The sequence below is a fragment of the Bradyrhizobium sp. 33ap4 genome, assembly GCF_032654765.1.
Lineage (GTDB): Bacteria > Pseudomonadota > Alphaproteobacteria > Rhizobiales > Xanthobacteraceae > Bradyrhizobium > Bradyrhizobium australafricanum.
Window position 1 is genome coordinate 288835 of sequence record NZ_JAUMTJ010000001.1, and the last position, 22516, is coordinate 311350.

The 22516-nt window shown below is 65.1% G+C and carries 22 protein-coding genes and 1 other RNA gene; 15 read left to right on the top strand and 8 right to left on the bottom strand.

The window, feature by feature from the left end; translation table 11 throughout:
• Positions 1–4 precede the first annotated feature (4 nt).
• The gene (locus Q2M23_RS01255) at positions 5–616 is read right to left on the bottom strand and encodes a TetR/AcrR family transcriptional regulator (protein WP_057015033.1); all 612 of its coding nucleotides are present in this window, start codon (positions 614–616) and stop codon (positions 5–7) included.
• Between the two features lie 157 nt (positions 617–773).
• On the opposite strand from Q2M23_RS01255, the gene Q2M23_RS01260 reads away from it, so the two are divergent.
• Positions 774–2006, top strand: coding sequence for a cytochrome P450 (locus Q2M23_RS01260; RefSeq protein WP_028332498.1), 1233 nt, complete (start codon positions 774–776; stop codon positions 2004–2006).
• Positions 2007–2206: 200 nt separating this feature from the next.
• Positions 2207–5914 (top strand): AsmA-like C-terminal region-containing protein, encoded by a 3708-nt coding sequence (locus Q2M23_RS01265; protein WP_316393779.1) that lies wholly within the window; start codon positions 2207–2209, stop codon positions 5912–5914.
• Positions 5915–5965: 51 nt separating this feature from the next.
• Here the strand turns inward: Q2M23_RS01265 and Q2M23_RS01270 are convergent, their stop codons facing one another.
• From Q2M23_RS01270 to ssrA, 6 genes are all read right to left on the bottom strand, one after another.
• Positions 5966–6319 carry a VOC family protein gene (locus tag Q2M23_RS01270; protein ID WP_316393780.1) on the bottom strand — a complete coding sequence of 118 codons (354 nt, stop codon included), beginning with the start codon at positions 6317–6319 and terminating at the stop codon, positions 5966–5968.
• Between the two features lie 56 nt (positions 6320–6375).
• Positions 6376–6651, bottom strand: a complete 276-nt coding sequence (locus Q2M23_RS01275) for a ribbon-helix-helix domain-containing protein (RefSeq protein ID WP_024580116.1) — start codon at positions 6649–6651, stop codon at positions 6376–6378.
• Complete coding sequence (locus Q2M23_RS01280; RefSeq protein ID WP_016841076.1) at positions 6648–6836, bottom strand: DUF4169 family protein; 189 nt, start codon at positions 6834–6836, stop codon at positions 6648–6650. The genes Q2M23_RS01275 and Q2M23_RS01280 overlap by 4 nt, the downstream gene beginning before the upstream one ends.
• A gap of 274 nt (positions 6837–7110) precedes the next feature.
• A complete protein-coding gene (gene fumC / locus Q2M23_RS01285; RefSeq protein WP_316393783.1) occupies positions 7111–8529 on the bottom strand; it encodes a class II fumarate hydratase in 1419 nt (472 codons plus the stop codon).
• Between the two features lie 167 nt (positions 8530–8696).
• On the bottom strand, positions 8697–9218 hold the full coding sequence (locus tag Q2M23_RS01290) for an SspB family protein (RefSeq protein ID WP_057015035.1): 522 nt from the start codon (positions 9216–9218) through the stop codon (positions 8697–8699).
• Between the two features lie 147 nt (positions 9219–9365).
• Positions 9366–9722, bottom strand: a transfer-messenger RNA (tmRNA) gene (ssrA, locus tag Q2M23_RS01295).
• 88 nt (positions 9723–9810) lie between these two features.
• Between ssrA and Q2M23_RS01300 the strand changes: the two genes are divergently transcribed.
• The 12 genes from Q2M23_RS01300 (at position 9811) to Q2M23_RS01355 (ending at position 20406) form a co-directional block, all read left to right on the top strand.
• Complete coding sequence (locus tag Q2M23_RS01300) at positions 9811–10422, top strand: chromate transporter (RefSeq protein ID WP_057015036.1); 612 nt, start codon at positions 9811–9813, stop codon at positions 10420–10422.
• Positions 10419–10952: a chromate transporter gene (locus Q2M23_RS01305; RefSeq protein WP_253639098.1), complete on the top strand. Its 534-nt coding sequence runs from the start codon at positions 10419–10421 to the stop codon at positions 10950–10952. The genes Q2M23_RS01300 and Q2M23_RS01305 overlap by 4 nt, the downstream gene beginning before the upstream one ends.
• Before the next feature lie 93 nt (positions 10953–11045).
• The gene (locus Q2M23_RS01310; protein WP_057015038.1) at positions 11046–11546 is read left to right on the top strand and encodes a tripartite tricarboxylate transporter TctB family protein; all 501 of its coding nucleotides are present in this window, start codon (positions 11046–11048) and stop codon (positions 11544–11546) included.
• 7 nt (positions 11547–11553) lie between these two features.
• Positions 11554–13068, top strand: coding sequence for a tripartite tricarboxylate transporter permease (locus tag Q2M23_RS01315; protein WP_018272999.1), 1515 nt, complete (start codon positions 11554–11556; stop codon positions 13066–13068).
• 132 nt (positions 13069–13200) lie between these two features.
• Positions 13201–14181, top strand: coding sequence for a tripartite tricarboxylate transporter substrate binding protein BugD (locus Q2M23_RS01320; protein ID WP_057015039.1), 981 nt, complete (start codon positions 13201–13203; stop codon positions 14179–14181).
• 174 nt (positions 14182–14355) lie between these two features.
• On the top strand, positions 14356–15150 hold the full coding sequence (locus Q2M23_RS01325) for a thymidylate synthase (RefSeq protein ID WP_028332488.1): 795 nt from the start codon (positions 14356–14358) through the stop codon (positions 15148–15150).
• A 20-nt stretch (positions 15151–15170) separates the two neighbouring features.
• A complete protein-coding gene (locus Q2M23_RS01330) occupies positions 15171–15656 on the top strand; it encodes a GNAT family N-acetyltransferase (protein WP_076824256.1) in 486 nt (161 codons plus the stop codon).
• Positions 15656–16168 (top strand): dihydrofolate reductase, encoded by a 513-nt coding sequence (locus Q2M23_RS01335; protein ID WP_076824257.1) that lies wholly within the window; start codon positions 15656–15658, stop codon positions 16166–16168. Before Q2M23_RS01330 ends, Q2M23_RS01335 begins: the two co-directional genes overlap by 1 nt.
• 144 nt (positions 16169–16312) lie before the next feature.
• Positions 16313–17452, top strand: a complete 1140-nt coding sequence (hflK, locus tag Q2M23_RS01340) for an FtsH protease activity modulator HflK (RefSeq protein ID WP_028342342.1) — start codon at positions 16313–16315, stop codon at positions 17450–17452.
• A complete protein-coding gene (gene hflC, locus Q2M23_RS01345; RefSeq protein ID WP_168857169.1) occupies positions 17449–18348 on the top strand; it encodes a protease modulator HflC in 900 nt (299 codons plus the stop codon). Before hflK ends, hflC begins: the two co-directional genes overlap by 4 nt.
• 94 nt (positions 18349–18442) lie before the next feature.
• Positions 18443–18643 carry a DUF2065 domain-containing protein gene (locus tag Q2M23_RS01350; RefSeq protein ID WP_028332483.1) on the top strand — a complete coding sequence of 67 codons (201 nt, stop codon included), beginning with the start codon at positions 18443–18445 and terminating at the stop codon, positions 18641–18643.
• 266 nt (positions 18644–18909) lie between these two features.
• Positions 18910–20406, top strand: a complete 1497-nt coding sequence (locus tag Q2M23_RS01355) for a Do family serine endopeptidase (protein ID WP_316393795.1) — start codon at positions 18910–18912, stop codon at positions 20404–20406.
• Positions 20407–20503: 97 nt separating this feature from the next.
• On the opposite strand, the gene serB is transcribed toward Q2M23_RS01355, so the two are convergent.
• Entirely contained in the window at positions 20504–21409 is a 906-nt protein-coding gene (gene serB, locus Q2M23_RS01360) for a phosphoserine phosphatase SerB (protein ID WP_316393796.1), read from the bottom strand.
• On the opposite strand from serB, the gene miaA reads away from it, so the two are divergent.
• A complete protein-coding gene (gene miaA / locus Q2M23_RS01365) occupies positions 21408–22337 on the top strand; it encodes a tRNA (adenosine(37)-N6)-dimethylallyltransferase MiaA (RefSeq protein ID WP_316393871.1) in 930 nt (309 codons plus the stop codon). The two genes, serB and miaA, sit on opposite strands and share 2 nt — an antisense overlap.
• Positions 22338–22516: the final 179 nt, after the last annotated feature.

Here is a 22516-nt window from a genome sequence, read left to right on the forward strand (position 1 = left end):
CGCGTCAGGCCGACGAAACGCCGATGGCGCGCTGCAGGTCGGTGATCGCGCGCAGGCAGCTGTCGGCGGGGGTGGTTTCCGGATCGATCAGGCGGTGCAGGCGGAAACCATCTTCCAGCGCCAGCACGATCGCTCCGGTCCAATCCGGATCGAGTCTGCCGTTCCGGCCGCTGTTCTTCTGCGCAGTCGTGACAATGTCGGCGATCAGCTTGCGCCGCGCGCGCAGACGTTTGGCGAGCTCGGGCCGGCGCTTCTCGGCGCGCGCCACGAACAGGATCATCTCCATGTGCAGGAGAGGGGAGCGGCCGAGCGGATCCTGCCGGCTGCGATCCATGGTGCGCAGCGCCTCGAGGAAGTCGGCCAGGTTGCTGTGCCGGGCGAGCAAGTCGAGATTGCGCCGGATCGATTGCTCGACGTGATCCTCGAGCATCGCGAAGATCAGCTCGTCCTTGCTCTTGAAGTTCGAATAGAAGGCGCCGCGGGAGAAGCCCGCCGCGGCCGCGATCGCCTCGATGCTGGCGCCGCCGATGCCCTGTTCCTCGAACACCCGCGCCGCCGCCTCGAACAGCTTCTCGCAGGTGTCGTCCCGTGTCGGTCTGGTTCGAACCCTTGACATCGGCGCATTTTAGGGCAGAATGCAACTCGATACAAGAGTGTATCGAGTTGCATTCGACAGAACCAGAACAGCCGCATCCGTGATGATGCGGTCTTGAGGATGACACCAGGGCACGCCAGGCTTTAAGGCCCAGGCGTAGCGTGCGAACGAGGTCACCATGAACGAGCAAGTTCAGCCGGCGAGCGGCGAGCCGCTTTTCAATCCACTGGCGCCTGAATTCATTCGCAATCCCTATCCGTATTACGAGCGGTTGCGCCGCCTCGATCCGATGCATGTCAATGTGCACGGCGCTTTCGTCGCCAGCCGGCACGCCGAGGCGAGCCTCGTGCTGCGCGACAAGCGGTTCGGCAAGGATTTTGCCGAGCGCTCAATCCGCCGCTACGGTCCGAAGATCATGGAGGAGCCGGTCTTCCGCAGCATGAGCCACTGGATGCTGCAGCAAGATCCGCCCGACCACACCCGCCTGCGCGGCCTTGTCGTCAAGGCCTTCACCGCGCGGCGAGTCGAGGACATGCGGCCGCGCATCCAGCACGTCGTCGACGAGACGCTCGACCGCATCATTCCGCAAGGCAAGATGGACCTGATCGAGGATTTCGCGTTCCGCCTGCCGGTCACCATCATCTGCGACATGCTCGGCATCCCCGAGGAACACCGCGAGGCCTTCTACAACGGTTCGCGCGATGGCGGCCGCATCCTCGAGCCGGTGCCGCTGACGCCTGAGGAAATCAAGCAGGGCAACGCCGCCAATGCGATGGCGGCGATGTATTTCCATCAGCTGTTCGAGCTGCGCCGCAAGCAACCCGGCGACGACCTCACCACCCAGCTGGTGCAGGCCGAAGAGGACGGCCAGAAGCTCACCAACGAGGAACTGACCGGCAACATCATCCTGCTGTTCGGCGCCGGCCACGAGACGACCGTGAACCTGATCGGCAACGGCCTGCTGGCGCTGTTCCGCAACCCGGACCAACTCGCGCTGCTGAAGGCCAATCCCGGCCTGATCACCAACGCGATCGAGGAGTTTCTGCGTTACGATTCCTCGGTGCAGCTGACCGGCCGTGTCGCGCTGGAAGACATCGACGACCTCGGTGGCAAGCGCATCCCGAAGGGCGAGAGCGTGCTGTGCCTCCTGGGCTCGGCCAATCACGACGAGGCTGTCTACCCCGACCACCCCGAAAGGCTCGACATCCGGCGGCCGAACGTCAAGCCGCTGTCGTTCGGCGGCGGCATCCACTTCTGCCTCGGCGCCCAGCTGGCGCGGATCGAGGCCGAGATCGCGATCTCGACACTGCTGCGCCGGATTCCCGACCTGCGGCTCGATGACGCGGAAAATCCGGAGTGGCGGCCAACCTTCGTGCTGCGCGGGCTGAAGCGGCTGCCGGCGAGCTGGTGACGTTCCCGCGGGGCAGCGATCCGCGGCGGGGCCGGCACACGCACGCTTGAACGGGAAATCAACCATCTGTCCAAAGTCCCAGCAGTAAACCGGCTGTGACTTCGCCGTACTTGTCTCTATATTTGGGTTGCTCCGGCCAGAGGTTGGCAAAGGGTTCAGCATGAGGAGGCTGCCCCGGAGCTGGCTCAAAGGGAGACACCGTGCAGACGACGCTGCTCGGCCTGGCAATTGCCTTCATTCTTGCACTGGTCGCGGCGCTGGTCGGTCCATATTTCGTTGACTGGAACCAGTTCCGGCCGCAGTTCGAGGCGGAGGCGTCCAAGATCATCGGCGTGCCGATTCGCGTCGCCGGCAATCTCGACGCGCGTCTGCTGCCGGCACCCTCGCTGCGGTTGAAGACGGTCACCGTCGGCGGCGCCAACGACCTCGGCAAGATTCGGGCTGCCAATCTCGACGTCGAACTCAGCCTGAGCTCGCTGATGCGCGGCGAGTGGCGCGCGAACGAGCTCACCATCAACGGCGTGTCGCTCGATCTCGGGCTGGACCCGAAAGGGCGGATCGACTGGTCGCCGTCGAGCGGGAGCTTCAACCTCGCTTCGCTGGCGATCGACCGGCTCAACCTGACCGGCAGCATCGCGCTGCATGATGCAGCGAGCCGCAGCACGCTCGAGCTCAACGACATTGCCTTCAGTGGCGACGTCCGCTCGCTTGCCGGCGCGATCCGGGGTGACGGCAATTTCATGTTCGACGGCAACCGCTACCCGTTTCGGGTCTCCTCGGGGCAGAGCGCCGATGGCAGCGGCACTCGCCTGCACTTCAGCATCGATCCCGGGCAGCGGCCGGTGTCGGCCGATCTCGACGGCATCCTGACATTCGAGGCCCGCGCGCCGCGGTTCGAGGGCACGCTGACGCTGGCGGGTGCGCCCGGTCAGCGCGGCGGCGATGCGCCGCCATGGCGGATCGCGGCCAAGGTGAAATCGGATTATTCGGCGGCGCGGCTCGACCAGATCGACGTGAGCTATGGCGCCGAGGATCGTGCGCTGAAGCTCGCCGGCAATGGCGATCTGCGTTTCGGTGCGTCGCCGCTGCTGCGCGCCTCGCTTACGGCGCGGCAGCTCGACGGCGACAAGTTCGCCGCCAAGGATAGCAGCAATGGCAATGTCGAGCCGGTCCGCGTGCTGCCGGCGATGCGCGCGGTGTTGTCGGGTCTTCCGCAAAGCCCGATACCGGCGCAGGTGGAGCTGGCATCCGAGCAGATCATGCTCGGCGGCCGTCCATTGCAGGACATCTCGGCGGAGCTGCGATCGGATGCGAAATCATGGACGGTGCGCCGGCTGGAATTTCGCGCGCCGGGATCCACGCGGGTCTCGATGAGCGGTGCCAGCGCGCAAGCTGGAGCGGCGAACAGCTTCAAGACCGCGCTCAACATCGAATCGTCCGATCCCGACGCGCTGATGACCTGGCTGCAGGGGCGCGGCGACGCCACCTATCGCAGCCAGAGGCCGCTGCGTTTGCGCGGCGACGTCATGGTGTCACCATCGGGCTTTTCGATCGATGCGATGAAGGCGGAGATCGAAAGCGGCACGCTCGAGGGCCGCGTCGCGGTTACGTACCGCGAGGCAACCAGCGGCTCGAAGGTCGAGGCGCAGTTGAAGGCGGATCGGCTCGATCTCGACGCGACCGCGGCATTGATCCGCTCGCTGGCCGGTCCGCAAGGCGAATGGCCCGACGAGGCGCAGCTGTCGCTCGACGTCGGGCGCGCGGTCTCTTCCGGGCAGGAATTGCGGCCGCTGCTGGCGAAAATCGCCTATAGCCCGAAGAATGTCGTGCTCGAGCGCGTCAAGATCGGCCAGCCCGACAACGTCACGCTCGACGGCAGCGGCAATTTCGACCGCGCCAATTCGACCGGCAAGCTCGCGGTCGACGCGACCGCCGCGTCGCTTGGCCGGCTGACCGCTGTGGTTGAGCCGTTCGCGCCGGCGCTGGCCGCGCGGCTTGGCGTGCTCCGCGCGGATGCCGGCCCGGTTCGCGCCAGGCTCGCGCTCGACCTCGGCAAGGGCAAGGCTGCCGACCGCGTCAGCGCGCGCGCGACGCTCGATCTCGACACGCCGCAGCTCAAGGGCAATACGGTGATTTCGGTGACGCCACAGGTGGCCGCGATCCGTGCGCTGGATTTCGATGCACTTCGCCGCAACGAGGTTGCAGCGGAGACGAAATTCTCGGCAGGCGATGGCAACGCTTTGCTGGCGCTGCTTGGGCTTGACCATGCGGTCGCAGCCGGTGCCGGTTCGACGCAATTCGAGGGCACGGCGATCGGCGCGTGGGGCACGCCGTTGCGGCTGAAGGCAAGGCTCTGGGGCGCAGGGCTCGATGCGGATGCCGAAGGGACCGCGGAGCCTTGGACCAAGGACGGGGCCAACGCGGGCAAATCGAGCATCAGCCTCCGCGTCCGCAGCGCCGACATCAGTCCGCTGCTCAATCTGAAGCCAGCCGATCCGGTCGCAAACATCCGCCTGTCGTCGAAGCTGACGCTCGCGGGCGACAGGCTGACCTTCGACGATCTCGACAGCATCATCGCCGGTTCACGGCTGCGCGGTCATCTGGCGCTGACGCTCGCCGATCAGAAAAGCCTCGACGGCGAAGTCGGTCTCGATCAGATCACGCTGGCGCCGATTTTCGCGGCCGCGATCGGCGCGGCCGGTCACGATGCGACGGAGCCGCTCGGCCAGGGCCTCACAAGCGCCTGGCGCGGCAAGGTCACGTTCGAAGCGCTGCATGGCCTGCTGCCGGGTGGCGCCGAACTGCAGCCGGTCAGCGGCACCATCAGGTCGGACGGGCAATCGCTGACCTTCGACGGCATCAAGGGCAAGCTCGGCGGTGGCGAGGCGACCGCCACCATCGATGCGCGACAGGCCGCCAACGGACTTGCGCTCAGCGCCAATGTGCAGCTGTCCGGCATCGACAGTTCAGCCTTGCACTACCGCAGTCTCGCGATGCCCAAGGGACGCGCCTCGATGCAGATGACGCTGTTGACGCAGGGCCGCAGTGCCTCGGCGTTGACCGGCGCGCTATCCGGCAGTGGCACCGTGACGCTGGAGGGGCTGAGCCTTCCGGGCCTCGATCCGCGCGCCTTCGAGGTTGCGATCCGCGCCAGCGATTCCGGGCAGGCGACCGACGACACGCGGCTGCGGCAGATCGTCGAACCGGTGCTCGCGAGCGGCGCGCTGTCGATTGCTTCGGCGCAAATCCCCTTCAACATCCGCGACGGCCGCCTCCGGGTCGGCGCCACCACGCTCGCGGCGAACGGTGCCAATGCGACCGTATCCGGCGGCTACGACATTCCGGCCGACCAGGCCGACATCCGCGCCGCCCTGGCATCGACGCAGGTCGGCACGGCCAACAGCCGACCGGAAATCCAGCTGCTCGCCGTGGGCACGCCCGACGGATTGTCGCGTAGCATCGACATTGCGGCGCTGTCGTCGTGGCTTGCGGTGCGCGCGATCGACCGGGAGACCAAGCGGCTCGACGCCATCGAGCGCGGCGAACCGGCGCCGCCGCCGACCCAAACGGCGCTTCCGCATCCGGCCGAGCCGGCGCCGGATGCATCCAACCCGAATTCGGCAGGCATGCCTTCCGCCAACTTGCCGGGGCCTGGTCCTGATCCGCGCCGCGTGCCGGCGAAGCCGAAGATCGTTCCGCCGCGGCCGCCGACTGTCCCGCCGGCCGCCACCGCGCCCGCCATTGCGCCGCCCGCATCGCTTGCGAGCCAGCCGCAGCTGGCGCCGCTGCCGCCGCCGATCGAGGTCAAGCCGGCGCCCGGCGCGGCCAGGCCAAAGCCGCTGCGGCCCCCGCTGTCGCTGACGCCGCAGGTCGCCAATCCACCGCAGCGGCCGGCGATGCAGAACTAAACGCGCTTTCAAGCGAAGTGGGCACCGGTTCGCGTCAAACGAAGCGCTGGCTCATGATCGGTGCTGGAGAATATTGATCAGCTTGCCGAAGGGATCGCGGACGAAGAAGCGCCGCACGCCCCACGGCTCGTCCGCCGGTCCGTATTCGATCGCGATGCAGGCTGCCTTCATTCGGCGCAGGGCCTCGTCGAGATCGTCAACCTCAATGGAGAGATCAGGCACCGGCGTGCCGCAGCCACCTTCGGAAGCGAAGCTGATTTGAGCCTGCATTGTTTCGGATGAGCCATAAGTCGCAACCCAACCGAAATCCATCAGTGGCTCGAGGCCAAGCACGTCGCGATAAAACGACTTCGCTGCCGCTGTGTCCGGTGCGGCAACGTTCGCGACGATCCGATTGATCTTCATGCTGAGCCCGCGCAGCGGAACGACCGTCTACTGGTGGCGACGGTCGGAGAGGGCCGTCAGGCCTGCTGACGCGTGTCAACCTGTTGCGGCCTGACATCCGTGGGCACCGCCGGCGTGGCGCGCGAGCGGAAGTAGTCGAGCACGAACAGCCGGATCGCGGAGGACAAATTGCCCTGCTGACGGTTGTTGTCGATCTCGCCGACCAACTCCGACAGCGTCATGTTCCGCAGACCGGAAATCTCCTTCATGCCATTCCAGAAGGCTTCTTCGAGGCTGACGCTGGTCTTGTGTCCGGCGACGACGATCGAGCGCTTGACGACGGGAGACTTCATGATGCGTCTCCATTTTCGATGCGGTGCTGATCGAGCACACGCGCGTTGCGCTCGCCGAGGAATTCGTCACGCGCTCGTTCGGATTTGGTGCGACCGAATAGCGCACGATTGGCTTCGGCCTGCTTCGCTGCTTGTTCGCGCTCACCGCGCTTCTTGAATCGTTTCAAGTTGACCACGTCGCCCATGCTCGTCGTCCTCATCGTCCCCAGAGCGGAATTGGTGATGCATCGTGACGAAAGCAAGAGCAACTGCGCTACGCGCCCGGCTCGATATCCATCCCGAATCCCCGTTTGATGCTCTGATAGCATCAAAGAATCCGTTTCGCTCTGCGAAAACTAGACGTCTGTACCATGCGCCAGCGCAGAGCTCATAGGTAACGCGCCTTAGTCTTTAGGCGTTATGATCCATAATTATATCACGCGCGCTGACCGTAATTATCCGGACAATGCGAGCTTCGCTTTAGCCCGGGTGTGTCATTTTGTCCGGCTGCACGAGGCGATCAAATTCATCCGCGGAAACAAATCCGAGCCGCAAAGCCTCTTCCTTCAGCGTCGTTCCGCGCGCATGCGCCGACTTGGCGACCTTGGCTGCGTTGTCGTAACCGATCTTCGGCGCGAGTGCGGTGACCAGCATCAGCGAGCGCTGCATCAGTTCGTTGATGCGCTTTTCGTCGGCGCGTATTCCGACAACGCAATGCTCGGTAAATGAGCGGACAACGTCAGACAGCAATTGAATGGAATTTATCATACAGTATGCCAACACAGGCTTGTACACGTTCAACTCGAAATGGCCCTGGCTGCCGGCGACGGTGATCGTGGTCTGATTGCCGAACACTTGGCAGCAGACCATGGTCATGGCTTCGCACTGGGTCGGATTGACCTTGCCCGGCATGATCGACGAGCCCGGCTCGTTCTCGGGCAGAATCAACTCGCCGAGGCCCGAGCGCGGGCCCGAGCCGAGCAAGCGGATATCGTTGGCGATCTTGAACAGGCCGGTCGCCACCGAGTTGATCGCGCCGTGTACCAGCACATAGGCGTCGTTGGAAGCCAGCGCCTCGAACTTGTTGGCCGCGCTGGTGAAGGGCAGCTTGGTGATCTTGGCGACGTGGCGCGCGAAGGTTTTTGCAAATCGCGGCTTCGAGTTGAGGCCGGTGCCGACGGCGGTGCCGCCCTGCGCCAGCGGAAACAGATCCTTCACCGCGACGCGCAGCCGCGCGATGCCGCTCTCGACCTGCGCGGCGTAGCCGGAGAATTCCTGGCCGAGCGTCAGCGGCGTCGCATCCTGGGTATGGGTGCGCCCGATCTTGACGATCCTGGCAAACGTCTTCTCCTTCTTGCGCAACGCGCGATGCAGTTCGGTGAGTGCCGGAATCAGATCGGCGACGATGCGGCTCGCTGCGGCGATATGCATCGCGGTCGGAAACGAGTCGTTCGATGACTGACTCATGTTGACGTGATCGTTCGGATGGATCGGCTTCTTGGCGCCAAGCTCGCCGCCGAGCATCTGGTTGGCGCGGTTGGCGATCACCTCGTTCACGTTCATGTTGCTCTGCGTGCCCGAACCGGTCTGCCAGACCACCAGCGGGAAATTGTCGTCGAGCTTGCCTTCAATTACTTCCTTGGCTGCGCGGATGATGGCGCCGGCGCGGCGCGCATCGAGCTGGCCGAGCTCGCGATTGGTCTCCGCGGCCGCAAGCTTCACGATGCCGAGTGCATGGACGATCGCGATCGGCATGCGGTCGTGGCCGATCTTGAAATTCTGCCGCGAGCGTTCGGTCTGCGCGCCCCAATAGCGGTCGGCGGGAACGTCGATCGGACCGAAGCTGTCGGTCTCGCTGCGGGTCTTTGCCTTGGAGGGGATCGTCGATCGAGCCATCATGCTTTCCGTGGATGCTTGCCGTTGCGTCATCAAAACGTGGCCCGGCGCGGCAACGCGACAGCGTCCGCGTGAAGGGCACGTTCATGCAGAAGGTAGGCCGCGATGACGATTTGTCATCCCGATCCCGGCAAGCATCCTACAAGGTCGAGGCGTGATCTGCGCTTAGATTATTTCTTGCGGAAGCGGTCCAGCCGCACGACCTCGGCGCCTTCGCTGGGCTTCGCGGGCTCCTGCTCGGTCTCGGCGCTCTCGGTCTCGGCCGCTGCGTGGGCCGCAGGGGCGGGCAGGGGAGAGGCCGGTGCGGTGGCGGGAGGGGCTTCTTCGGACAGTGCGTCCGAGACATCGAAGCGCAAATCGAACGGCGCGGACGGATCGAGGAAGCGCGTCACCGCGGCGAACGGCACGGTCAGCCGCTCGGGAATCCCGCCGAACGACAGGCCGACCTCGAAGCGATCCTCGGTCACCACCAGATCCCAGAACTGGTGCTGCAGGATGATGGTCATCTCCTCCGGATACTGCGCGAGCAGCCGGGGCGACAGCTTCACGCCGTCGCCGTGCGACAGGAAGGTGATGTAGAAATGGTGCTCACCTGGCAGGCCATGTTCGGCGGCGTCGGACAACACCCGGCGCAGCACCCCGCGCAGCGCATCGCGCGCCAGCACGTCATATCGGATGTGATCGGTCGCCATGGTGATCCTGTCGCTTCGAAAATGCCCGCCGGGGCGGCGCCGGACCGGCCGACTCGCCCTTTGCCATGCTACCCCGCCGGGAGCCGGAAATCAGCAGGGCTGGCCGCTGAAATGCGCGCGGACGCCCGATTGGGAAACAAGGGATAAAGTGGAGGCTTCTGTTGCCAGGTGCCTCCGAACCCCGCCTAGCGGAGCTTAACCCGCTAGGACTTTAAGATGGTCTTTCAAACTGCGTTACGCAGCCTGAGCAACCGGAGCAAAGTTGTCGTTGGCAACTATTGCATTGGCCCGATGTCGGCGGAACCATACCGAGAAAAAACACGCCCTTTACGCCCTCGTCGATCCTATTTCGCCCCCGCCGAAAGCCACCGCGACGGATGGATTTTGGTGGAGGCGCCGGGTACCGCCCCCGGGTCCGAATGGTTTATTGCGACGGTCATTTATTTCCATAGCCGGCGAACCGGCACCCCCAATATAGCGGCAAAGTCTTAGAAAAACAGAGCCGATTCAGGCCCTTTCGGCTGTAAAAACCCGCCGATTTGGGGTTGGCCAGGGTCTTGGCGCTGTCCCGGCGCCGTTCTAGGTTTCGTCCATGCCCCCGGATTCTCCGCCGGTTGCCGCCCCGGCACCGGATGCCTCCGCACCATCGCCGCCCCACCAGCCCGGCCTGCTCGAGCTGTTCCTGGCCTTTGCCAAGATGTCGCTGGCCGGCTTTGGCGGGGTTCTGGTCTGGGCCCGGCGCGCGATCGTCGAGCAGCACCGCTGGATGACCGCGGAGGAGTTCAACGAGACCTTCGCGCTGTGCCATTTCCTGCCAGGTCCGAACATCGTCAACCTGTCGGTCGTATTCGGCTCGCGCTTTCGCGGCATAGCCGGCGGGCTCGCGGCCTTCGCCGGGCTGGTCGGGCCGCCGATGGTGATCGCGACCATCCTTGCCGCGCTCTATGCCCGCTACGGCGACATCGACGTGCTGCGCCGGACGCTCGCCGGCGTCGCCTGCGCCGCGGTCGGGCTGCTGTTCGCCGTCGTCTTCAAGATGATGATGCCGCTCCTGAAGCGGCGCGATGTCACGGGCCTCGTCATTCTGGCTGCTGTTTTCGTCGCGATCGGACTGATCCGCTGGCCGCTCCAGATCGTGCTGCTGGTGGCGATCCCGCTCAGCATTGCGACGACGGTCCTGGCGCGCCGCATGGTGCGGGCATGAGCTCGGAGTCCAACCCCATCGCGGCGCTGGTCTGGACCTTCGGCCTGATGTCGCTGTTTGCGGTCGGCGGCGCCAATTCGGCGATTCCCGAAATGCACCGTGCCGCCGTCGACGTGCATCACTGGCTGACCGACAAGCAGTTCGCCGACGTATTCGCGATCTCGCAGCTCTCGCCGGGGCCGAACGTGCTGATCGTGACCTTGATAGGCTATTCTGTCGCAGGCGTCGCCGGGGCGTTGGCCGCGACGGTGGCGATGTGCGGACCGACCGCGCTGCTTGCCTATTGTGTGAGCCGTTTCCTCGATCGCTCGCGCGAGGCGCGCTGGCCGGCGATGATCCAGGCGGCACTGGTTCCGCTGTCGATCGGTCTGATGGCGGCCTCCGGCCTGATCGTGGCGCAGACCTCAGACCAAAGTTGGATCGCGGTCCTGATCACCATTGTCGCGGCCGCGCTTGCTTTTGCGACGCGGATCAACCCTTTGTGGATGTTGCTGGCCGGAGGCCTCTTGGGTTTCGCTGGCGTTATCTGACGAAAATCGCTAGCAAGGCTCTCGGTCAACGCACCACAAACCAAGCCATTCAATCAAAACGGGCGGGACAGCCCTGACGGGGGAAGCGAAGTCATGAGCGATACGCCGAGCGAGGCGCCGGTCAAATCGATCTTGCCGAAATGGGTGCGCGGTCCGCAGGATTTTGTCGGCGGGCTCGCCATGATGGCGGTTGCGCTGTTTGCCTTGTGGGCCTCGAGCGATTTGCAGGGCATGCACGGATTTTCGTTCGGCGCCGGAACCGCGCCGCGCATGTTCGCAGTGCTGCTGCTGTTGCTCGGCGGTGGTGTCGCGCTGATGGGAGTTCTGCAGAATGGCCCGCATATCGCGGCCTATTCCTGGCGCGGCCCGTTGTTCGTATCCGCCGCAATCGTGTTCTTCGCATTGGCGATCCGGCCACTCGGGCTTGTGGTCTCCGCCTTTGCCGCCTTCATGATCGCGGCGATGGGCTCGCAGGAGACGAAATTGGTCGAGGCCATCATTGTCGGCGCCTGTCTGACCCTCGGCTGCGCGCTGCTTTTCCCCTATGTGCTGGGACTTCCGATGCCGATGTTCCCGCGTTTCCTGATCCAGTGAGGGCCTGATGGAACTGTTTGCCAATCTCGCCCACGGTTTCGCGGTCGCATTCTCGCCGATCAACCTTCTGATGTGCCTGATCGGCGCACTGGTCGGCACGCTGGTCGGCGTGCTGCCGGGCATCGGCACCATCGCCACCGTCGCCATGCTGCTGCCGATCACCTTCGGCCTGCCGCCGGTCGGTGCGCTGATCATGCTCGCCGGCATCTATTACGGCGCGCAATATGGCGGCTCGACCACCTCGATCCTGGTCAATATTCCGGGCGAGGCGACCTCCGTCGTCACCGCGCTCGACGGCCACCAGATGGCCAAGCAGGGCCGCGCCGGTCCGGCTCTGGCGATCGCCGCGATCGGCTCGTTCTTCGCTGGCTGCGTCGCGACCGTGCTGATCGCCGTGCTCGGCGCGCCGCTGACCAAGCTCGCGCTGGCGTTCGGTCCGGCTGAATATTTCTCGCTGATGGTGCTCGGCCTGATCTTCGCGGTCGTGCTCGCCAAGGGCTCGGTGCTGAAGGCGATCGCGATGATCGTGTTCGGCCTGTTGCTGTCGATGGTCGGCTCCGACATCGAGACCGGCGCCTCGCGCATGGCCTTCAACATCCCCGAACTCGCCGACGGTCTCGGCTTTGCCACCGTGGCGATGGGTGTGTTCGGCTTCGCGGAGATCATCCGCAACCTCGACCACGGCGCCGAGATGAACCGCAACCTGGTGCAGCAGAAGATCACCGGCCTGATGCCGACCAGGAAGGACATCGCGGATTCAACGCCGGCGATCCTGCGCGGCACCGTGCTTGGCTCGATCCTCGGCATCCTGCCGGGCGGCGGCGCCGTGATCGCCTCGTTCGCGGCCTATACGCTGGAGAAGAAGCTGGCGAAGGATCCGAAGCGGTTCGGCCGCGGCGCGATCGAGGGCGTGGCGGCGCCGGAAAGCGCCAACAACGCCGCGGCGCAGACCTCGTTCATCCCGCTGCTCACGCTCGGCATCCCGCCGAACGCGGTGATGGCGCTGATGGTCGGTGCGATGACCATTCACGGCATCGTGCCGGGCCCGCAGGTGATGCAGAAGCAGCCCGATCTGGTCTGGGGCATGATCGCCTCGATGTGGATCGGCAATCTGATGCTGATCATCATCAACCTGCCGTTGGTGGGCATCTGGGTCCGTCTGCTGCGCGTGCCGTACCGGCTGATGTTCCCCTCGATCGTGGTGTTCTGCGCGATCGGCATCTACTCGGTGAACAACGCGCCGGTCGACGTCGTGCTCGCCGGCGTGTTCGGCCTGGTCGGCTATTGGCTGATCAAGCACGATTTCGAGCCGGCACCGCTGCTGCTCGGCATGGTGCTGGGCCCGCTGATGGAGGAGAACCTGCGTCGCGCGCTGTTGATCTCGCGCGGCGACTGGAGCGTGTTCGTCTCGCGGCCGCTGTCGGCGGTGCTGCTGGCGATCGCGGCCGGTCTCCTGGTGCTTGCCGTGCTGCCGACCTTGCGTGCCAAGCGCGACGAAGTGTTCGTGGAGTCCGAGGGCTGAGCGAGCCGCCGGCCCTGCGTCGGCGCGCCGCAGGCGGAAGTCGAATCGACACTCGATGTCGTCCCGTGAAATGAAAATGCCGGCCGATTTGGCCGGCATTTTTATTGGTCAAACGTTCCGGGAGGAATTGAGATGATGTCCATTCGCTCGCTTGCGGGCGCATGCCTTTCGGCATTTGTAGCGCTCGGCGCTTTCGCCGTGCCGGCGTCCGCGCAAAACTATCCGACTCGCACCATCACCATGATCGTGCCGTTCGCAGCCGGCGGCCCGACCGATGTCATCTCGCGCATCGTGACCGCGCACATGGCGCAGACGCTGGGACAGAGCATCGTGATCGAGAACGTGGTCGGCGCCGGCGGCACCACCGCGACGACGCGCGCCGCACGCGCCGCCAATGACGGCTATACGTTGATCACAGGGCATATGGGCACACACGCCGCCTCCGTGCCGCTCTATCCGAAGCTTGCCTACCACCCGGAAAAGGATTTCGAGCCCGTCGCGCTGCTCGCCGGCACGCCGATCCTGATCCTTGCCCGCAAGGACTTTCCGCCGAAGGACCTCAAGGAATTCGTCGCCTACGTGAAGGCCAATGCCGAGAAGGTCAACGCCGCGCATGCCGGCATCGGCTCGGTCTCGCACGCCTCCTGCGAGCTCCTGAACTCGATCCTCGGCGTCAAGCCGGTCGGAGTGCCCTTCAACGGCACCGGCCCGGCCATGAATGCGCTGGTCGCCGGCCAGGTCGACTACATGTGCGACCAGATCGTCAACGCGGTGCCGCAGATCAACGCCGGCACCATCAAGGCCTATGCGGTCGCCACCCCCGAGCGCAACCCGTCGCTGCCCAATGTGCCGACCACGACGGAAGCCGGCTTGCCGGCATTCCAGGCCCAGGCCTGGAATGCGATTTTCGCGCCGAAGGGAACTTCGCCCGCCATCATCGCCACGTTGAATGCCGCGGCCATCAAGGCGCTTGACGATGAGAACGTCCGCAAGCGCCTGCTCGACCTCGGCAGCGTGATCCCGGCGCCCGCCAACCGTACGCCGGAGGCGCTTGCGACGCTCGTCAAGAACGAGATCGCGAAGTGGACGCCGGTGCTCAAGCCGGCAACTTAATCCAGTACAATCAGGCAGATAGGGCAGGGGCGGGACGCGAGTTCCGCCCCTTGTCGTTTGGCGCGGAGTGCTCACTTTTCAGGGTATAATCGGTACGTTCAGCCGAATCAGCGTGCCGACCGGCGGCCTTGGCCGCTACATTGGTCGTTCTCTCGAAAGCCCGAAACAGACGCCATGAACCAGTATCACGACTTGCTCGAACGCATCCTCGCCGACGGTGCCGAGAAGCACGACCGCACCGGCACCGGGACGCTGTCGATCTTCGGTCATCAGATGCGTTTCAACCTCGCGGCCGGCTTCCCGATGCTGACCACCAAGCGGCTGCCGCTGAAGGCGATCGTGCACGAGCTGCTCTGGTTCCTCGCCGGCGACACCAACATCAAATATCTCAACGACAACGGCGTCACGATCTGGGACGAATGGGCCGACGCCAACGGCGACCTCGGTCCGGTGTACGGCTCGCAATGGCGGTCGTGGCCCGCGCCGGATGGCCGTAGCATCGACCAGATCGCTGGCGTGGTCGAGATGATCAAGCGCAATCCGGATTCGCGACGGCTGATCGTCAGCGCCTGGAATCCGGCCGAGGTCGACAAGATGGCGCTGCCGCCGTGCCATTGCCTGTTCCAGTTCTATGTCGCGAACGGCAAATTGTCCTGTCAGCTCTATCAGCGCTCGGGCGACGTCTTCCTCGGCGTACCCTTCAATATCGCCTCCTATGCGCTGCTCACCATGATGGTCGCGCAGGTGACCGGGCTGAAGCCCGGCGATTTCGTGCACTCGCTCGGCGACGCGCACCTCTACTCCAACCATCTCGAGCAGGCGCGCCTGCAGTTGACGCGGCCGACGCGGCCGTTGCCGACGATGGCGATCAATCCGGACGTGAAGGATATCTTCGCGTTCCGCTACGAGGACTTCAAACTCGAAGGTTACGACCCGCATCCGCACATCAAGGCCGAGGTGGCGGTATGAGTTGCGGTCCGAGGGATTGAATGTCGCTGACGATCCGCCGCGCGCGGCCCGATGAGGCCGGACTGGTGTTCTCGCTGGTCCGCGAACTCGCCGAATACGAAAAGCTTCTGCATGAGGTTCACGCCAGCGAGGCCGATATCGCCGAGGCGCTGTTCGGCGCCAACCCACGGCTCTATTGCGACATCGCGGAATGGAACGGCGAGCCTGCCGGCTTCGCGGTCTGGTTCGTCAACTTCTCGACCTTCGCCGGCCGTCACGGCATCTATCTCGAAGACCTCTTCGTGCGTCCGGCGCTGCGCGGCAAGGGCATCGGCAAGGCGCTGCTCGTGCATCTGGCGAAGCAATGCCTCGCCAATGGCTGGTCGCGCCTGCAATGGGCGGTGCTCGACTGGAACGCGCCGTCGATTGCATTCTACAAGTCACTCGGCGCCGAGATGATGGACGAATGGACGATTTGCCGCGTCTCCGGCGAGGCGCTGTCGACGCTCGCGGAAGGGACGCTCTGATGGAGATCGTGCTCGTCGTAGCGGTCGCCGAGAACGGCGTGATCGGGAGCGACAACGCCATTCCGTGGCGGCTGAAATCCGACCAGCAGCGTTTCAAGGCGATTACGTTGAACAAGCCCGTCGTGATGGGGCGCAAGACCTTCGAGTCCCTGCGCAGGCCGCTGCCGGGCCGCACCAACATCGTGGTGACGCGCGATCCCAACTACCGCGCGCGCGGCGCCATCGTCACGACGTCGTTTGACAACGCCCGCGCCATTGCGCTTGGCGACGCGCTGCGGCGTTTCGCCACTGAGATTGCAATCATCGGTGGCGCGGAAATCTACGCGCAATGGATGGGCACCGCCGATCGCCTTGAGATCACCGAGGTCCATGCCCGGCCGGACGGCGACACGCGGTTCGACAAAATCGATGCGCAGCTGTGGGACGAGGTGGCGCGCGTGCGAAATCCGGCAGGCCCGGACGACAGTGCCGACTTCTCCTATGTGACATATCGTCGACGCGGCCCGGGTTAACCAATGTTTGCATTGACAATTATGCCCCGGCGCATAGCTCGTCCGGCCAGGAAGCTTGCGTTGTAAGGGCCCTAGCGGTCCCCTATAACCGGGCCGGACATTCGAGGCCGGGCGTCCCGTCCGGACTTGCTGAGGAGATGTTTGATGCCGTGGAAAAATCAAGGCGGGGGGCCCTGGGGCTCGGGTCCGAAAGGGCCATGGGGCACCGGTCCGCAGTCAGCCGGGCCAAGGCCGCCGGATCTTGAGGATCTGCTGCGGCGCGGCCAGGACCGCCTGCAGCAGTGGCTGCCCGGCGGACATTTCAGCGGCATGGGCGTCGCGCTGGTGCTGGTCGCCGCGCTGGCGATCTGGTTCGCGACCGGCATCTTCCGCGTGCAGTCCGAAGAGCTCGGCGTCGTGCTGCGCTTCGGCAAGTATGTCCGCGATGCGCAGCCGGGCCTGCGCTACCACCTGCCATATCCGATTGAGACAGTGCTGCTGCCGAAAGCGCTGCGCGTCAACACGATCTCGATCGGCATGACGCTGATCGACGATCCCGCTCGCCGCGGCCGCACCATGCGCGACGTGCCGGAAGAGAGCCTGATGCTGACCGGCGACGAGAACATCGTCGACGTCGACTTCACGGTGCTGTGGCGCATCAAGCCGGGTGGAGCCGGCGCCTATCTGTTCAACATCCAGAATCCCGAAGGCACCGTGAAGGCGGTTGCCGAAAGCGCGATGCGTGAGGTGATCGGCCGCTCGCAGATCCAGCCGATCCTGACCGGGGCGCGCAACGTCACCGAGCAGAGCGTCCAGGAGCTGATGCAGAGGACGCTCGATACCTACAACGCGGGCATCCAGATCACGCAGGTGCAGATGCAGAAGGTCGATCCGCCGGCGCAGGTGATCGACGCATTCCGCGACGTGCAGGCGGCGCGCGCCGACCTCGAGCGCAAGCAGAACGAGGCACAGACCTACGCCAACCGGATCGTACCGGAAGCGCGCGGTCGTTCCGCGCAGATCCTCCAAGCCGCCGAAGGCTACAAGGAGCAGGCGGTCGCCGACGCCAAGGGCCAGAGCGCACGCTTCCTGAAAGTCTATGAAGAGTACAAGAAGGCACCCGACGTGACGCGCGAGCGCATCTATCTGGAGACCATGGAAAAAGTGCTCGGCGGCTCCGAGAAGCTGGTTTACGACGGCGGCCCGGGCCAGAACATCGTGCCCTACCTTCCGCTCGGCGAACTGACGCCGCGGCGTCCGGCGGCACCGGCCACGACCGGCCAGCAGCAGGGAGCCACCCGATGAGGTCTCCCGTCACCGGCATTGTGTCCCTGATCATCCTCTTCATTGTGCTCGCCGTCGGCTACAGCTCGGTGTTCGCCGTGCAGCAGACCGAGCAGACCATCGTCCTGCGGTTCGGCGAGCCGGTCGACATCGTCACCGAGCCCGGCCTGCACTTCAAGGCGCCGTGGAATTCGGTGATCAACGTCGACAAGCGCATCCTCGATCTGGAAAACCCGTCGCAGGAGGTGATCGCCTCCGACCAGAAGCGGCTCGTGGTGGACGCCTTCGCGCGCTATCGCATCAAGAATGCATTGCGCTACTACACCAGCGTCGGCTCGATCCAGGCCGCCAATCTGCAGCTGACCACGCTGCTGAACGCAGCGCTGCGCCGCGTGCTCGGCGAGGTCAACTTCATCACCGTGGTGCGTGACGATCGCGAGAAGCTGATGCAGCGGATCCGCGAGCAGCTCGATAGGGAAGCGGACGGATACGGCATCGAGGTTGTCGACGTCCGCATCCGCCGTGCCGACCTGCCGGAGCAGAACAGCCAGGCCGTCTACAACCGCATGAAGACCGAACGTGAGCGCGAGGCGGCCGAGTTCCGTGCCCAGGGCGACCAGAAGGCGCAGGAAATCCGCTCGAAGGCCGACCGCGAAGCGACCGTGATCGTCGCCGAGGCGAACTCGGCCGCGGATCAGACTCGCGGTGCGGGTGACGCCGAGCGCAACCGCCTGTTCGCCGAAGCCTATGGCAAGGACAAGGACTTCTTCGCGTTCTATCGCTCGATGACGGCCTATGAGAACGGCCTGCGTTCCAGCGACACGCGTTTCCTGTTGCGGCCGGACTCGGAATTCTTCAGATACTTCGGCGGTGCAAGCGGCAAGTTGCCTGAGGCGGCCGCCGCGCCGAAACAGTAACGTCACGACTTGAACTTCAGGACTTGGCGGCGATGCGGATGACGCTTCGCCGCCGACCAAAAACAACAAGCATCGAGCGGGAGGCTGCCATCCGATGAAGTCCATAGCGTTCGGCGACTTCCTCATCGGGTTGGGAATCCTGTTCGTGCTCGAAGGCATTCTGTTCGCGGCAAGCCCCGCCTGGATGCGCCGGGCGATGAAGAGCGCGCTGGCGACACCCGACAACATCCTGCGCATCGTCGGTATCGGCTCGGCGGTCGCCGGGCTTGTCCTGATCTGGGTGGTGCGAAGATAGTCGCCGCTCCGGAGCATGCGAAGCATGACCGCCAATGCGCGATTGCGCATCGGGGAACCTCGAGATTCCCCAAGGTGCGCAATTGCGTCCCCGGGGTTCAGCCTTGTCGGGCTGCCCCGGAATGACAGGCAAGACTGAACATATCGTGAGCCTCTCGCCGCCGGTATTTCGCCGAAATGCCCGGGTGAGATGCTTGCGCCGTATGCCTGTTCGGGCGCACTCTGTAACTAGCTCATTTGAACCCGTTTGCCTGGAGAAACTCCGACATGACCGCTGCCAGACCAGCCCTGACCCGCCGCTTCCGCATGATGGGAGCCGCGATCTCGATCGGTGCTGCGAGCATGCTGAGCTCCGTGCCGGCGTTCGCACGCGGTCCTGAAGGCATCGCCGACATCGCCGAGAAGGTGATCGACGCCGTCGTCAACATCTCGACGTCGCAGACCGTCGAGGCCAAGGACCGGACGATGCCGCAGCTGCCGCCGGGCTCGCCGTTCGAGGAATTCTTCGACGACTTCTTCAAGAACCGCCGCGGACCGCCCGGCAAGGGCGGCGACAAGAGCGGTGAGTTCCAGCCGCGCAAGACCAACTCGCTCGGCTCAGGCTTCATCGTCGACACTGCGGGCATCGTCGTCACCAACAACCACGTCATCGCCGACGCCGACGAGATCAACGTCATCCTCAACGACGGCACCAAGATCAAGGCCGAGCTGGTCGGCGTCGACAAGAAGACCGACCTCGCGGTCCTGAAATTCAAGCCGCCGAAGCCGCTCACCGCGGTCAAGTTCGGCGACAGCGACAAGATCCGGCTCGGCGACTGGGTGGTCGCGATCGGCAACCCGTTCAGCCTCGGCGGCACGGTGACCGCGGGCATCGTCTCGGCCAAGAACCGTGACATCAGCCAGGGCCCGTATGACAGCTACATCCAGACCGACGCCGCCATCAACCGCGGCAATTCCGGCGGTCCGCTGTTCAACCTCGATGGTGAGGTGATCGGCGTCAACACGCTGATCATCTCGCCGACCGGCGGTTCGATCGGCCTCGGCTTCGCCGTGCCGTCGAAGACCGTGGCCGGCGTGGTCGACCAGCTGCAGAAATTCGGCGAGCTGCGCCGCGGCTGGCTCGGCGTGCGCATCCAGCAGGTCACCGACGAGATCGCAGACAGCCTCAACATCAAGCCGGCGCGCGGCGCGCTGGTTGCCGGCGTCGACGACAAGGGGCCGGCCAAGCCGGCCGGCATCGAGCCCGGTGACGTCGTCGTCAAGTTCGACGGCAAGGACGTCAAGGACCCCAAGGATCTGTCGCGCATCGTTGCCGATACGGCGGTCGGCAAGGAAGTCGACGTCGTCGTCATCCGCAAGGGCAATGAGGAGACCCGCAAGGTCACGCTCGGCCGGCTCGAGGACAATGAGAAGGTTCAGCAGGTCAACGCCAAGTCGAAGGACGACACCGCCGAGAAGCCGGTGACCCAGAAGGCGCTCGGTCTCGACCTCGCCGCGCTGAGCAAGGACCTGCGCACCAAGTACAAGATCAAGGACAGCGTGAAGGGCGTCGTCGTCACCGGCGTCGACGGCAATTCCGATGCCGCCGAGAAGCGGCTGTCGGCGGGCGATGTCATCGTCGAGGTGGCGCAGGAGGCGGTGTCGAGCGCCGCTGACATCAAGAAGCGCGTCGATCAACTCAAGAAGGACGGCAAGAAGTCGGTGCTGTTGCTGGTCTCGAACGGCGACGGCGAACTGCGCTTCGTCGCGCTCGGCGTGCAGTAACATTCACATACGTCATTCCGGGGCGGTCCGCAGGACCGAACCCGGAATCTCGAGATTCCGGGTTCGATGCTTCGCATCGCCCCGGAATGACGGTTTGCTACCCCGCCACGAACTCATCCCGCCGGTAGCCCTGCGCGTACAGCAGCGCGGTGAGATCGCCGTGGTCGATCCGGACCGCGGCCGCGGCCGCGACCGCCGGCTTGGCGTGATAGGCTACGCCGAGGCCCGCAGCCTGGATCATGCCGAGATCGTTGGCGCCGTCGCCCACCACAAGGGTGTCGATCTCGTCGAGATCGAAGGACACGGTGAGCTCGATCAAGGTGGCGAGCTTGGTGGCGCGGCCGAGGATCGGCTCGACCACCTCACCGGTCAGCTTGCCGTCCACGACCTGCAACTGGTTGGCGCGGTTTTCCTGAAAGCCGACCTTCGCCGCGACCACCTTGGTGAACAAGGTGAAGCCGCCCGAGATCAGGCAGGTATAGGCGCCGTGCGCGCGCATGGTCATGACCAGTTCGCGGCCGCCCGGCGTCAGCGTGATGCGCTTGTCGAGCACCTCGTCGACCACGCTGACCGGCAGTCCCTTGAGCAGCACCACCCGCTCGCGCAGCGCGGACTCGAACTCGATCTCGCCGCGCATGGCACGCTCGGTGATCGCAGCGACATGGGCCTTGAGCCCGGCGAAGTCGGCGAGCTCGTCGATGCACTCCTGGCCGATCATGGTGGAATCCATGTCGGCCAGAAAAAGCTTCTTGCGCCGGGCGATCCGAGGCTGCACGACGATGTCGATCGGCAGGTCGCCGCGGGCCTGGCGAAGGCGTTCCTCGATTGTCTTGATACCGTCCCTGCTGCTGTCCTCGCTTTCGAACGGAATGTCGGCGGCGACTTCGTTGAACAGCCACTGCGCCGGGCCGGGTGAGGGCAGCACGGCCCGCGCACCGTCGACGATGGTGGAGTCGAGCGCGGGGGTTGCAGGATTGCAGATCAGCGTGGCAACGAGGGACATGCAGGCGCATTCGGGATTGTTGAACAAGGCAGTGCTTATCGCAGGGCCGACCGCCAGCGGCAAGTCGGCGCTGGCGCTCGAACTCGCGCAGCGGACCGGCGGGGTCGTGATCAACACCGACTCCATGCAGGTCTATCGTGACCTCCGGATCATCACCGCGCGGCCGACTGCAGGCGAAGAGGCGCTGGTTCCGCACCGGCTCTATGGCCATGTCGACGCCGGCGTGAATTTCTCCGCTGGCGCCTGGGTGGCCGATGCGGCGAAGGTGCTCGGCGAGGCGCGTGAGCAGGGACGGCTGCCGATCTTCATCGGCGGCTCGGGCCTCTATTTCAAGGCGCTGACGCGCGGCTTGTCGGCGGTGCCGCCGATCCCGGCTGATGTGCGCGACGGCGTGCGCGCACGGCTCGAGCAGCACGGCGTCGAGGCGCTGCATGCCGAGCTTGCAGCGCGCGATCCGGTGTCGGCCGAGCGGCTGAAGCCGCGCGACCGCACCCGCATCGCGCGCGCGCTCGAGGTGGTCGAGGCCACCGGCCGCCCGCTGCCGGACTGGCATCGCGAGGGCCTGCCGCCACTGCTGCCGCCGGGCGATTTTCATGCGCTGTTTCTCGCGCCGGAGCGCGAGAGGCTCTATGCACGGATCGACGCCCGCTTCGGTGTCATGCTCGATGCCGGCGCGCTCGACGAGGTCGCGGCGCTGGCGGCGCGTGGGCTCGATCCGTTGCTGCCGGCGATGAAGGCCCATGGGGTGCCGGCGCTGATCCGGCACCTGAGGGGAGAGATCAGCCGCGAGGAGGCCGCCGAGATCGGCCGGGCCGACACCCGCCATTATGCGAAGCGCCAGTTCACCTGGTTTCGCCATCAGCTCCCGGAATTCGAATGGGTGGTGCCGGAAGCTGGCGGGGAATGGCTGGAGAGTCGGGTCCCGTAGCCCGGGCCGGGGGGCCCGCACGCCCGTCAGCCATGCGCGTTCGCCTGCGCAAAAACACTCGCCGAACGAGCGGAACCCCGGTAGAGTACGCAAATCGCGAAAGTGCTTGCCTTGCCTTGACATTCAGGCTTTGGCGGCTATGTTCGCGCAACCTTTGGGAAGACTGGGTCGTCTCGTGC

Excerpts from the sequence above, each read along its gene's own strand:
- Q2M23_RS01260 (WP_028332498.1), top strand. The coding sequence starts at position 774 with ATGAACGAGCAAGTTCAGCCGGCGAGCGGCGAGCCGCTTTTCAATCCA.
- serB (WP_316393796.1), bottom strand. The coding sequence starts at position 21,409 with ATGTCCCTCGTTGCCACGCTGATCTGCAATCCTGCAACCCCCGCGCTC.
- Q2M23_RS01335 (WP_076824257.1), top strand. The coding sequence starts at position 15,656 with ATGGAGATCGTGCTCGTCGTAGCGGTCGCCGAGAACGGCGTGATCGGG.
- Q2M23_RS01280 (WP_016841076.1), bottom strand. The coding sequence starts at position 6,836 with ATGGGCGACGTGGTCAACTTGAAACGATTCAAGAAGCGCGGTGAGCGC.
- Q2M23_RS01355 (WP_316393795.1), top strand. The coding sequence starts at position 18,910 with ATGACCGCTGCCAGACCAGCCCTGACCCGCCGCTTCCGCATGATGGGA.
- Q2M23_RS01315 (WP_018272999.1), top strand. The coding sequence starts at position 11,554 with ATGGAACTGTTTGCCAATCTCGCCCACGGTTTCGCGGTCGCATTCTCG.
- Q2M23_RS01310 (WP_057015038.1), top strand. The coding sequence starts at position 11,046 with ATGAGCGATACGCCGAGCGAGGCGCCGGTCAAATCGATCTTGCCGAAA.
- Q2M23_RS01255 (WP_057015033.1), bottom strand. The coding sequence starts at position 616 with ATGTCAAGGGTTCGAACCAGACCGACACGGGACGACACCTGCGAGAAG.
- miaA (WP_316393871.1), top strand. The coding sequence starts at position 21,408 with ATGCAGGCGCATTCGGGATTGTTGAACAAGGCAGTGCTTATCGCAGGG.
- Q2M23_RS01275 (WP_024580116.1), bottom strand. The coding sequence starts at position 6,651 with ATGAAGTCTCCCGTCGTCAAGCGCTCGATCGTCGTCGCCGGACACAAG.
- Q2M23_RS01305 (WP_253639098.1), top strand. The coding sequence starts at position 10,419 with ATGAGCTCGGAGTCCAACCCCATCGCGGCGCTGGTCTGGACCTTCGGC.
- hflK (WP_028342342.1), top strand. The coding sequence starts at position 16,313 with ATGCCGTGGAAAAATCAAGGCGGGGGGCCCTGGGGCTCGGGTCCGAAA.
- Q2M23_RS01300 (WP_057015036.1), top strand. The coding sequence starts at position 9,811 with ATGCCCCCGGATTCTCCGCCGGTTGCCGCCCCGGCACCGGATGCCTCC.
- Q2M23_RS01320 (WP_057015039.1), top strand. The coding sequence starts at position 13,201 with ATGATGTCCATTCGCTCGCTTGCGGGCGCATGCCTTTCGGCATTTGTA.
- Q2M23_RS01290 (WP_057015035.1), bottom strand. The coding sequence starts at position 9,218 with ATGGCGACCGATCACATCCGATATGACGTGCTGGCGCGCGATGCGCTG.
- Q2M23_RS01270 (WP_316393780.1), bottom strand. The coding sequence starts at position 6,319 with ATGAAGATCAATCGGATCGTCGCGAACGTTGCCGCACCGGACACAGCG.
- fumC (WP_316393783.1), bottom strand. The coding sequence starts at position 8,529 with ATGATGGCTCGATCGACGATCCCCTCCAAGGCAAAGACCCGCAGCGAG.
- hflC (WP_168857169.1), top strand. The coding sequence starts at position 17,449 with ATGAGGTCTCCCGTCACCGGCATTGTGTCCCTGATCATCCTCTTCATT.
- Q2M23_RS01325 (WP_028332488.1), top strand. The coding sequence starts at position 14,356 with ATGAACCAGTATCACGACTTGCTCGAACGCATCCTCGCCGACGGTGCC.
- Q2M23_RS01330 (WP_076824256.1), top strand. The coding sequence starts at position 15,171 with ATGTCGCTGACGATCCGCCGCGCGCGGCCCGATGAGGCCGGACTGGTG.
- Q2M23_RS01350 (WP_028332483.1), top strand. The coding sequence starts at position 18,443 with ATGAAGTCCATAGCGTTCGGCGACTTCCTCATCGGGTTGGGAATCCTG.